We start from the raw sequence: 11,648 nt of genomic DNA, 5'->3' as shown, positions 1-11,648 counted from the left end.
AGGCTGGGTTATGTCCGTTAAACACACGATATCCGCTAAGAAAGTAGCTGTACTGCTGGGGTTTTCTGCACTGACACTGGCTGTCATTATTGGCAGCCAGATAAGCCGGCAGTCTCTGGTAGAAGTCGCCGGTAGTCATTCCGGGCAACCTGAACAATCAGCAGCTGCTCAGACGCCCGTTATTACCACACCGGATGTTAACCAGTCCGACAACACGACTCCGGCCTCGCCGCTGCCAATCCGCCAGCCAGATCTGACTCTGACAGCCAAAGGGCCATTGCATACCCATCCTCAGGATGAGGGACAGTATTCCCTGCCACCGGCGTTAGCCGCCGATATCGAACAGCGCCGGATTCCGCAAAGCCAGCTACTGCTGACACCCAATCGCTCTGGCGGCTACTCCATGGATGCCAAAGGCCAGTATCACACGGTTATTGTGGCTTTTATCGATGAGAACGGTCAGCTGCGCACCGAAGAGCGCATCGTTTATCCCATCGCAGATCAGCCAGCTTCGTCCCCGCAACCCCAGATGGCTCCCGCCACGACTGAACCCGCTAAGCCATGAGGTCTGTTATGCATTGTCTGAAAGTCTCTTTTTTTGCTTTGACACTGTTCGGTGCGGCTCAGTCCTATGCTGCCGGCATTCAGATTGTTAATGCCGATGGTGCCGGCGAAGGCTTTAACGATACCACTGCAGTCAGCGCGATCGGCGGTAACACAGCCACTACCTTAGGCGCGCAGCGTCTGGCGGTGTTTAACCGCGCTGCCGATATTCTTAACGCAACCTTCGACATTGCCGTCACCGTTAACGTCAACTCCTCCTTTGACCCACTCTTCTGCGATACCAACAGCGCCACACTGGGCAGCGCCGGTGCTGCCGACTATGAGTTTATTAACGATGGCAGTGAATGGACGGTGTATGCCGATGCTCTGGCAAACCAGCTGCAGGGCAGCGATGTAACCCCGGCAGCGACCGAAATTAACGCCCAGTTCAACAGTGGCATTGGTAATCCCGGCTGCTTACAAAGCTCAGGCTGGTATCTGGGATTTGATGATCCGGCCGGCAATGGTAATTCACTGCTGTCGGTCGTTTTACATGAAATCATGCACGGTATGGGCTTTCTGTCGTTACTGAACCCTGACGGCAGCACTGGTGCGACGGTCAATGGTAATTACGTTTATGACCCTTACAGCAAACTGCTTTACGATGCGACGCAAAGTGCCCGGGTGACAACCCTGAACCAATCACAGCGGGCAGCTGCCACCATTAATAATGGCAATCTGGTCTGGGATGGTGCCCAAACCAATGCTCAGCTGGGCGGCTTCAGCGCTGGAGTTAACAATAGCCGCATGCAGATGTACGCCCCCACAAGCTATACCCCGGGGTCCTCAGTCAGCCATTTTGATACTGCTGCCACCCCCAATGAAATTATGGAACCGCAGTACACTGAGTTTCTTGATGACGCCGGCCTGGCCAAATATCTGCTGGCGGACATCGGCTGGACACTGGCAGCAACTGCCAACAGCGCGCCGGAGATGGGAACGATTACCGCGAAAACCCTGAATGAAGATGGCACGCTGAATGTAACACTGAGCGCGACCGATGCTGATGGGGATAGCCTGACGTACAGCATCACCTCGGCAACCACAGAGCTGGGCGCCAGCATCAGCGGCACCACCTTAACCATCACACCGCAAGCCAATTACAACGGCTCCGGCAGTATCACCGTACAGGTATCCGATGGCGCCCTGACCGACAGCACCAGTTTTAATGTCACCGTTGATGCGGTAAACGATGCACCGGTCATAGGCACTATTACAGCCAAAACCCTGAACGAAGATGCCACGCTGGGTGTAACACTGAGCGCCACCGACATTGATAATGGTTCATTAACCTACAGCATCACTTCTGCCACAACCGAGCTCGGCGCCAGCATCAGCGGCACCACCTTAACCATTGCGCCACAAGCCAATTTCAACGGTGCCGGCAGCATTACGGTACAGGTATCCGACGGTACCCTGAGCGACAGCACCAGTTTTAATGTCACCGTTGATGCGGTAAACGATGCACCGGTCATAGGCACTATTACAGCCAAAACCCTGAACGAAGATGCCACGCTGGATGTTGCCCTGAGTGCCACAGATATCGACAGCAGCTCATTAACCTACAGCATTACTTTCGCCACAACCGAACTGGGCGCCAGCATCAGCGGCACCACTTTAACCATTGCACCGCAGACTAACTACAACGGCTCCGGCAGTATCGTCATACAGGTATCCGATGGCATTCTCACGGACAGCACCAGTTTTAATGTCACCGTTGATGCGGTAAACGATGCACCCGTGATCAGCACTGTTACGGCCAAGACGCTCAATGAAGATACCACGCTAAATGTAACGCTGAGCGCGACCGATGCCGATGGTGACAGTCTGACGTACAGTATTACCTCAGCTACGGCCGAGCTCGGCGCCAGCATCAGCGGCACCACCTTAACCATTGCTCCGCAAGCCAATTACAACGGTACAGGCAGCATTACGGTGCAGGTTTCCGACGGCGCCCTGAGCGACAGCACCAGCTTTAATGTCACCGTTGATGCGGTAAACGATGCACCCGTGATCAGCACTGTTACGGCCAAGACGCTCAATGAAGATACCACGCTGAATGTAACGCTGAGCGCGACCGATGCCGATGGTGACAGTCTGACGTACAGTATTACCTCAGCTACGGCCGAGCTCGGCGCCAGCATCAGCGGCACCACCTTAACCATTGCTCCGCAAGCCAATTACAACGGTACAGGCAGCATTACGGTACAGGTATCTGATGGCGTTCTCACGGACAGCACCAGCTTTAATGTGAGCGTCGGGGTCATCAACGATGCACCGGTGCTCACTGCCATTACCGCGAAAACCCTGAATGAAGACAGCACGCTGAATGTGACGGTTAGCGCGACCGATGCTGATGGTGACAGTCTGACGTACAGTATTACCTCAGCCACGGCCGAGCTCGGCGCCAGCATCAGCGGCACCACCTTAACCATTGCTCCGCAAGCCAATTACAGCGGTGCCGGCAGTATCACCGTACAGGTTTCCGACGGCGCCCTGAGCGACAGCACCAGCTTTAATGTCACCGTAGATCCGGTTAATGATGCGCCGGTTATCAGCGCCATTACGGCGAAAACACTGAATGAAGACAGCACGCTGAATGTGACGGTTAGTGCGACCGATGCCGATGGTGACAGTCTGACCTACAGTATTACCTCAGCCACGGCCGAGCTCGGCGCCAGCATCAGTGGCGCCACCTTAACCATTGCTCCGCAAGCCGACTACAACGGTGCCGGCAGCATCACGGTACAGGTATCTGATGGCATGCTTACTGACAGCACCAGTGTTAACGTCACCGTAGATCCGGTTAACGATGCCCCGGTGTTTACCTCTACGGACAACGTTAATATCGCCAATGATGACATTCTGACCATCACACTGACCGCCACCGATATTGATACCGCTGCGGGCTCTCTGACTTTCAATCTGGTGAATTTTGACAGCAGCAAGATCGACGGCAGCCTGAACGGCAGCACGCTGACACTGACGCCGGTTGCAGATACCAGCGGTGTCACCATGGTTGAAGTTGCTGTCAGTGATGGTGATATCACAACATCGCAGAGCATCAGCGTAAATGTGCTGTCAGCCAGCAATCAGGCGCCGGTGTTTAATCCTCCGGCGGCGCTGACCCTGCTGCAGGAAACCAGCGCCGATATCACTCTCAGCGCTACCGATGCCGATAACAACAGTCTGACTTACAGCATCCTCAGCAGCAGCGCTGGCGTCTCAGCCAGCATCAGTGCTGACCAGCTCAGTATCAGTGCCGATAGCGGCTTTAGCGGTACCGCCAGTATCAGTCTCAGTGTCAGCGACGGCCTGCTGACCGACAGCGCAATCCTGGCGATTACCGTATTACCGAAGTTCGAACTGCAGCAGAATGAAACCATACTGGGTAATGGTGACACTCTCAGCGCCGGGCTGAATTCAATCGGCCTTGCCCTCAGTGGCGGTGACGGCCAGCTGACAACCTCTGTGTTCTTTAATGGCAGCCAGCAGGACAACCTGCTCAGCTACGATAGCAGCACTCAGCGTTATTCTCTGGCCATGCCAACCAGTGGCGCCTTCGCTGGCACCTATACCCTGACCGTCAGCGACGGCAACGGCTTCAGCGCAACCTATTACATTGAACGTCCACTGCGGGTCATCACCAATGTAACGCCGACACTGGCCCTGTCGGCCAGCCAGACAGTTACCGTCGAAGGTGCTCCTGCCGCTACCCTGCTGTCTCTGTCCAGCAGTTCAGCAGAAGTTACTTTCAGCGATGCCAACGGCACGGCCCTGAACACCATCAGCGCAGCCGATGATGCTGCAAACTTCAATGCCGCCACGGCGGTACTGACCTTTAATGCGGTCAGTAGCAGCAGCCAGCCTGTAATCACCGCGTCTGGCAGCAATCTGCCGGATGGCGAACTGGAACTGGCACTGCAGCCCGGCAGAACGGTACTGATCAGCGTCAGCGATCAGAGTACGCAAGCCATCAGTACCGCGATTGCTGCTATTGCCGACAGCCGTTTTGAACTTTGGGGGCTGCCGTCTTCAGCCAGCGCAGACAACAATGGCAACATCAGCCTGCAATTGCCTCAGGAGAGCCTGCAGCTGAACATCAGTGCAGATGGTTATCTGAGTGCCGGGCTGAATCTGGACAGCGAACAAACCGCTGCAACCGCGACGCTGACGGCACTGCAGTCGCCTTTCAGCCTTAACGGCATTGTTCAGGCCAGCGGTTTCGATTTCAGTACTGAATTGCCGCAGCTGACTCTGCTGTTTGATGATGACAGTCAGGAAGTACTTTCACTGAACAGCATCAGCAGCACCTCTGTCAGCTACAACTGGTTGGGTGACCTGAGTATAAAAACACCGCTGCAATTACAAATCCGGCATAGCAATATTGATCAGATAGCGACTACTATTAATACAACATTCAGCAGCCAGACCATCAATGTGACACTGGTTGCCAGTGCCCCACAGCCTGTAACGGAAGTGATTGTTGTCAGTTCCGGTGGTCCATCGGGCGGTGGTGCGCTCTGGTATTTATTATTGCTATACCCAATAATTGCCACGTTCAGGAACCGGTTTACACGGGCAGGTACCCTCTGATTGAGCCTGCCCCCGGAAAAAATAATCGACCGCACAGCGGTTGCAGATAGCAAGGATGCTTACGCAGGCTGTCTGTAATCAGGGAAGCGGCATAAAAAAGATTCTCATATGCTGCGTACTGCTGTTCTTACTGTATTACTGGCAAGTCTCTCGGCACTGTTCTCGGTGGCTTTGCCGGTTGCTGCCGAAAACACAGCAGATTCCCCTGCCGAGGTACTGTATTTAACCGATGACACCAGCCAGATAAACAGCGCCGGTGCTCTGTATTATCTCGAAGATCCGCTGGCTCAGTTATCCCTGCCCTATATTCTTGAGCAGAACATCCCGTTCCGTCTTTACCCCAAAGCCGCCTTTAATGAAGGCTTCACGGAATCTGCTTACTGGCTGAAGCTGAATATTGATGCCAGCCGGAGTGTAAAAACACGCTGGTTGCTGGAAATTAATTACCCTCTTCTGGATGTGGTTAATGCCGTCACCCATCGTGCAGGTGGCGCTCAGCTCAGTCATTACGAGCTGGGGGACCTGAATATTTTTTCACAGCGACCGGTATCACACCGCAATTTTGTTATTCCCCTCGATTTCAGCACGGATAAACAACAGACGGTTTATCTCAACGTGCAGACCACCAGCTCCATGCAGGTACCGATCAGCCTCTGGGAAATTACCCACTTTGTTGAAAAGCGCAGTAACGAGCAATATGGGCTGGGACTTTATTACGGCATGATGCTGGTGATGTTCCTCTACAATTTCTTTTTGTGGCTGAGCATTCGTGACAGTAATTACCTGCTGTATATTGGCTATATTGCCTCATTTTCTGCCTTGCAGCTGGCAACCAGTGGCCTCGGTTATCAATTTATCTGGCCACAGTGGATATGGCTTGAGCAAATGGCCGTTCCCTTAACCATCGGTCTTGTCGGTGTTTTTGGCAGTGCCTTCACCCGTGCTTTCCTGCAGACCAGAATCCACGATCGCGTGGCCGATATTGCATTGCGTATTTGCCTGATCTTGTCAGCTCTTATCTGCCTGAGTTCGCTGGTCTTTGATATCGCGACCGTTATGAGCAGCGGCAAATTTGTAGTAGTCATTTTTCTGGTCACCGTTTTCTATTCTTCTGTAATGTCGCTACTCAAAGGACAGCATCAGGCCCGTTATTTCCTGATTGCCTGGGTATCGCTGATTGTCGGCGGCATGATCACCATTTCCATGATGCTGGGGTATTTACCCAATAATTTGTGGACCACTCATGCCAGTAAAATCGGCAGTGCTCTGGAAATCGTTTTACTGTCCTTTGCCCTTGCTGACCGTATCAAAATTCTGGAACGGGCCAAAAATCATGCTGAGGCCGTGGTCAAAAAAGAACTTGAAGAACGGGCCGTGCGGCTGGCTGAATCCAATCGCCTGAAAAATGATTTCCTTGCGACAATCAGCCATGAGTTCCGTACACCACTTAACGGCATACTGGGATCGCTGGAACTTGCGGCCGACGAACATGGCAAGCCTCTGCTCAGTTCTTTGCAGGACGCACGCAGCAGCGCCAGAGATATGCTGGATCTGGTCGATAACGTTCTGACCTATACCGAGCTGCAGGCCGGTAACCGTATTCTGTCACCGGAAACCATTGAACTGGCGCCGATGATCCGCACCGCCGCCGACTATGTCCGTCAGCAATGTCAGGATAAGCATCTGACCTTTGAGCTGGTGCTGCAGCCGGGGCTGCCTAATCATATCCGTGCCGATATTAAGTGCATCCGTCATGCACTTAAGGCGCTGCTGGAAAATGCCGTTAAATTTACTCAGGAAGGTCAGATCCGTGTTGAAGTCGGCGTCAGCCAACACGATCAAAACACCAGCCTCGATGTCCATATCAGTGACACCGGTATCGGTATGACCGAAGCCGAGCTGAGCCGCGTACAGGACTATTTCTGTCAGGGAGATGCTTCCGATCAGCGTCGTTTTCAGGGACTGGGCATTGGCCTGTCACTGGTACGAGCCGTTTGTCATTGCATGAAAGGCAGTCTGAATATCAACAGTGCAAAACACCGTGGCACTCAGGTTCACCTGCACCTGCCGGTACAGGCGCTGGGCAGCAGTGAAGTCCGTCTGGTTAAAAACCGGGTAGAAGCCGTTGATACAACACCTATCGAGAATATCCGCGGCCGTGCTCTGGTTGTTGAAGACAACACCATCAATCAGCGCGTTCTGAATTCAATGTTAAGCCGTCTGCAACTGAAAGTGGATGTTGCGGATAACGGTGAAAAGGCACTGGAGCTGCTGAAAGCCGAGCGTTCCTATCGTTACGATCTGATCTTTATGGATTGCCAGATGCCGGTCATGGATGGTTTTGAAGCAACCCGGATTCTGCGCGCCAGCCACCTCAGCGAGCGCCATTCTCCGGTTATCGCGGTCACGGCCAATGCCATGTCCGGCGATCAGCAACGCTGCCTTGATGCCGGAATGAACGATTACCTGAGTAAGCCCATCAGTCTTGATCAGATCCGTCTGGTTGTGCAGAAATGGTTACCCGCCGATGCTGGCCGGGATGAAACAACAGGGCTGAACACCACAACCAAAGCACAGAAACCCGGCTGATGATCAGAGTGGGCCAAGCAACAGCTTCAGTCCTACAATCAGGGTGACCAGTTCATAAAGGCGTTTAATGGTCAGGTTACCCGCCTGAATCGACGAGTGTGCACCCAGATATCCACCCACCAGTGAGCCGGCGACCAGTGCCGGTATCCAGCTCCACTGCACCTCGGCCATGGCACTCATGGTCAGAGCCCCACTGCCGTTCCAGCCTAACCCGACCGCAACCAGTGTCTGCGCCACCGCGGTTTTGTAATCCAGTCCAAACCAGTACACCAGCCACAGGGTGACAAACAAACCACTGCCGGCCGACAAAGCCCCATTGGCAAAACCGATCAGTAACAGCACCAGTGCACCAACCGCAAAACCGGCCTTACTGCGGTTACGCCCGTCTTTATGCAAACCCAGCTGCGGCTTAAACCAGGAGTACAGCGCCAGTGACAGAGTAAGTAAGCCCAGGGCAATCTCCGCCTGACGTGCCGGCACGTCCAGAATAAACAAGGCACCAGCAATCACGCCGGGCACACCAGCCACGACGATCAGCAACAAAATCCGGCGATCGAGATGATGCTCACGCAAATGGCGGGCGGTCGCACCAACGCCCAGCGCAACCGTCGCCACTTTGTGCGTTGCCAGCGCCAGCGGGAATGGCAGCCCCATAAAAATCAGTATTGGCAGCTGAATCAGTCCGGCACCACCACCGGCCAGCGCGGAAAACCAATTCGCTACAATTGCGATCAGAAAAAGTGCGGTTTGTTCGATATAATCCATGCAGAGTTCATCTGGGGAAACTTATGAAATACGCTTTGTACTACTACGACGCCTGTCCATTCTGCCAACGTGTGCTGCGTGCACTGCCCGGCGTAAAGGTCGAGGTCGAAAAACGCAATGTGCTGACCAATCAGGAATTCCGTAAACAACAATATACGGCAACCGGCCGGACCACCGTGCCCTGCCTGCTGATTTCTGATAACGGCAAAGATACCTGGATGTTCGAATCGGCCGATATTATCCGCTTTTTACAAAGCCGCTGAGTCCACCTCAGCGATCAGCCAAACCGGCCGCTGACGATAACGACGCGGCCGGTTATTGTCACAGCACCACTCCCCTTAACGGGACAACAGAGCACTCATCTGCGGATCAGCCAACAGGCGACGTACGGTTTCCACCACCGCCTGAGTCTGGGCGTCCACCTCCACATTAATCCGGTCACCCACCTGTACCATGCCGAAGGTTGTTACATCACGGGTTTCAGGAATCAGGTGCACACAAAAACGATCGTCTGTTACTTCAGCAATGGTCAGGCTGCAGCCATTCAGCGCGACATAACCTTTATCCAGCAGGAAAGGCGAAAGATGCGCCGGGCGCGCCATCCATACCACCCGGTTATTGGCGGAATCATCGACTGCCAGCACGGTTACCTGATCCATGATATGGCCGGATAACACGTGGCCACCGATCTCGTCACCAAAGCGCGCTGCCCGTTCAATATTCACGATACTGCCCGGCTGCAGATCCCCCAGGTTGGTGACCTTAAGCGTTTGCCCGATGGCATCAAAGCTGACCCGCCCCTGCTCCAGAGTGCGTACGGTAAGGCAGGTGCCGTTAATAGCGACAGACGCGCCAATCTGCAGTCCGGCACTTAATTTTTCCGGGAATTCAAAAGTGAATGTGGCAAAATCTTCTTTGCGCTCCAGTCCCGCCACAGGCAATCTGGTTTGCACAATACCGGTGAACATCAGTCTCTCCAGCCAACTCAGAAAAACGCATTATGCACTATACTCGCTGCAGAAGAAGGCATGAAATCACGGATAGAGCCGGTGATAACACTGCACGGCGGAAAGTCGCACGTCAGAGGCCGGTTTACCGGTGACTCTCGTCGGCAAAGCGTTTTCCGAAAGCTACGCACCAGAAAAACCCGGCGCAGACAAATAATTCAGAGACACCCAGAGACAGCAGGACACGGATTTGGACGTTAAAAAAACAGGATTAATTCTCTCCGGCGGCGGCGCCCGGGCGGCTTATCAGGTGGGCGTGTTAAAAGCGATTCACAAAATTCTGCCTAAAGGTCATTACAATCCCTTTGATATTATTTCCGGTACTTCAGCCGGTGCGATTAATGGTGTCGCCCTCGCAAGCTATGCCGAAAATTACCGCATGGGAATCAAACACCTTGAGCGTATCTGGATGCATTTCAGCTGCGACCAGATCTACCGCACCGACTTCTGGGGAGTATCGGCCTCACTTGCCCGCCTTACCCGCAGCCTGCTGATTGGCCGGGGCTATAAAAACGATACCGTCTCTCTGCTTAATAACCAGCCTCTGCGTGAACTGCTGACCGAAGTCGTGAAGTTCGACAATATTCAGGGGGCTATCGACAGCGGTGCACTGCACGCCATTGCCGTCAACTGCTCGGGCCTGGAAAGCGGCGAGTCCGTGAGTTTTTTTCAGGGCCACTACAGCATCAATAACTGGCAGCGTCAGCGCCGTGTTGGCATCCGCAGCCGCATCACCCTGGATCACCTGATGGCCTCTTCGGCCATTCCGATGATTTTCCCGTCGGTCAAAATTCACCGCGAATATTTTGCCGATGGCGCCGTACGTCAGCTGGCGCCACTCAGCCCGGCGCTGCATCTGGGTGCAGAAAAAATCATGGTGATCGGTGTCAGCGGTATCGCTCACAAACGCAAAGAGCGCCCGCAAAGCAGTTCTTATCCATCGCCGGCCAAAATTATGGGGCATATGCTCAATGCCGCCTTCCTCGACAGCATGGAAACCGATGTTGAACGCTTACGCCGCATTAACCGTACCGTCGAAAAAATTCCGGAATCGGTACGGAAAAAAGAAGGTATGGAGCTGAAGGCCATCGAGCTTCTGGAGATTAATCCCAGCCAATCGATTGATGAGATTGCCGGCCAGCACGCAAACGAAATACCACGCGCATTAAAACTCGCCCTTGGCGGCAGTGGTAATGCCAGCCAGAACGGCTCCGGTATTCTCAGTTATCTGCTGTTTTCCCGTGGTTTCTGTAAGAGCCTGATTGACCTTGGCTTTCAGGATGCCTGTGCACGGGAAGACGAAATCCGTGCGTTTTTTGCCGACCACTTCCACGACTGACCATGAAGACATCCGAATTCCAGCGCATCGTTGTTCTGACCGGTGCCGGCATCTCCGCCGAGTCCGGTATCCGCACCTTCCGTGATGCTGACGGATTGTGGGAAAACCACCGTCTGGAGGACGTTGCTACACCCGAAGCCTTTGCCCGCAATCCACAGCTGGTGCAGCGTTTTTATAACGACCGCCGGCGTCAGCTGAGCGAGGTTCAGCCAAACCCTGCTCATCTGGCTCTGGCCGACTTCGAACAGCGCTTTAATGGCGAATTTTTGCTGGTTACTCAAAATGTTGACGATCTGCATGAGCGGGCCGGCAGCCGTAACCTGCGGCATATGCACGGCGAACTGAACAAAGCCCGCTGTCTGCTGAGCGGCAGGATCATCGAACATAAAGGCGATATCAGTGCCGATATTCTCTGTCCCTGCTGCCAGCGGCCTACTCTGCGACCGCATATTGTGTGGTTTGGTGAAATGCCACTGTATATGGATGAGATCTGCGCCACGCTGGAGCAGTGTGACCTGTTTCTGAGTATCGGAACCTCAGGCCATGTTTATCCGGCTGCCGGATTTGTCGACATCGCCCGCCGGGCCGGTGCCCACACCGTAGAGATCAATCTGGAGCCTTCGAATACCGAAGATGCCTTTGCCGAGCACCTGTACGGCCAGGCCGGCCGGACACTCCCCTCCTTCCTGCAGCGGCTGCTGTAGTGTCTGCCGGCAATTAATCCTCTTTTTAAAACAAAGAGGCCTAAA

8 protein-coding genes are annotated in these 11,648 nt (G+C 53.9%); 6 read left to right on the top strand and 2 right to left on the bottom strand.

The window, feature by feature from the left end:
* Positions 1-10: 10 nt before the first annotated feature.
* The 3 genes from MT343_RS07480 (at position 11) to MT343_RS07470 (ending at position 7,788) form a co-directional block, all read left to right on the top strand.
* On the top strand, positions 11-565 hold the full coding sequence (locus tag MT343_RS07480; protein ID WP_145469507.1) for a hypothetical protein: 555 nt from the start codon (positions 11-13) through the stop codon (positions 563-565).
* Between the two features lie 8 nt (positions 566-573).
* Positions 574-5,199, top strand: a complete 4,626-nt coding sequence (locus tag MT343_RS07475; protein ID WP_243989476.1) for a tandem-95 repeat protein — start codon at positions 574-576, stop codon at positions 5,197-5,199.
* A gap of 108 nt (positions 5,200-5,307) precedes the next feature.
* The gene (locus MT343_RS07470) at positions 5,308-7,788 is read left to right on the top strand and encodes a hybrid sensor histidine kinase/response regulator (protein ID WP_145469505.1); all 2,481 of its coding nucleotides are present in this window, start codon (positions 5,308-5,310) and stop codon (positions 7,786-7,788) included.
* Between the two features lie 3 nt (positions 7,789-7,791).
* Here MT343_RS07470 and MT343_RS07465 read toward each other — a convergent pair whose 3' ends face one another.
* Complete coding sequence (locus MT343_RS07465; RefSeq protein ID WP_145469504.1) at positions 7,792-8,553, bottom strand: sulfite exporter TauE/SafE family protein; 762 nt, start codon at positions 8,551-8,553, stop codon at positions 7,792-7,794.
* A 23-nt stretch (positions 8,554-8,576) separates the two neighbouring features.
* Between MT343_RS07465 and MT343_RS07460 the strand changes: the two genes are divergently transcribed.
* Entirely contained in the window at positions 8,577-8,816 is a 240-nt protein-coding gene (locus MT343_RS07460) for a glutaredoxin family protein (protein ID WP_145469503.1), read from the top strand.
* Between the two features lie 75 nt (positions 8,817-8,891).
* On the opposite strand, the gene MT343_RS07455 is transcribed toward MT343_RS07460, so the two are convergent.
* Entirely contained in the window at positions 8,892-9,521 is a 630-nt protein-coding gene (locus MT343_RS07455; RefSeq protein WP_145469502.1) for a riboflavin synthase subunit alpha, read from the bottom strand.
* 229 nt (positions 9,522-9,750) lie between these two features.
* Here MT343_RS07455 and MT343_RS07450 point away from each other — a divergent pair, with 229 nt between their 5' ends.
* The gene (locus tag MT343_RS07450; protein WP_145469501.1) at positions 9,751-10,899 is read left to right on the top strand and encodes a patatin-like phospholipase family protein; all 1,149 of its coding nucleotides are present in this window, start codon (positions 9,751-9,753) and stop codon (positions 10,897-10,899) included.
* 2 nt (positions 10,900-10,901) lie between these two features.
* Complete coding sequence (gene cobB / locus MT343_RS07445; RefSeq protein WP_145469500.1) at positions 10,902-11,603, top strand: Sir2 family NAD+-dependent deacetylase; 702 nt, start codon at positions 10,902-10,904, stop codon at positions 11,601-11,603.
* Positions 11,604-11,648 lie beyond the last annotated feature (45 nt).

The sequence above is a fragment of the Venatorbacter sp. C2-1 genome, from assembly GCF_022832715.1.
Taxonomy (GTDB): domain Bacteria; phylum Pseudomonadota; class Gammaproteobacteria; order Pseudomonadales; family Oceanobacteraceae; genus Venatoribacter; species Venatoribacter alkanivorans.
Note: the sequence above shows the minus strand (reverse complement) of the source record. Positions and strands in the feature narration are given on the sequence as shown.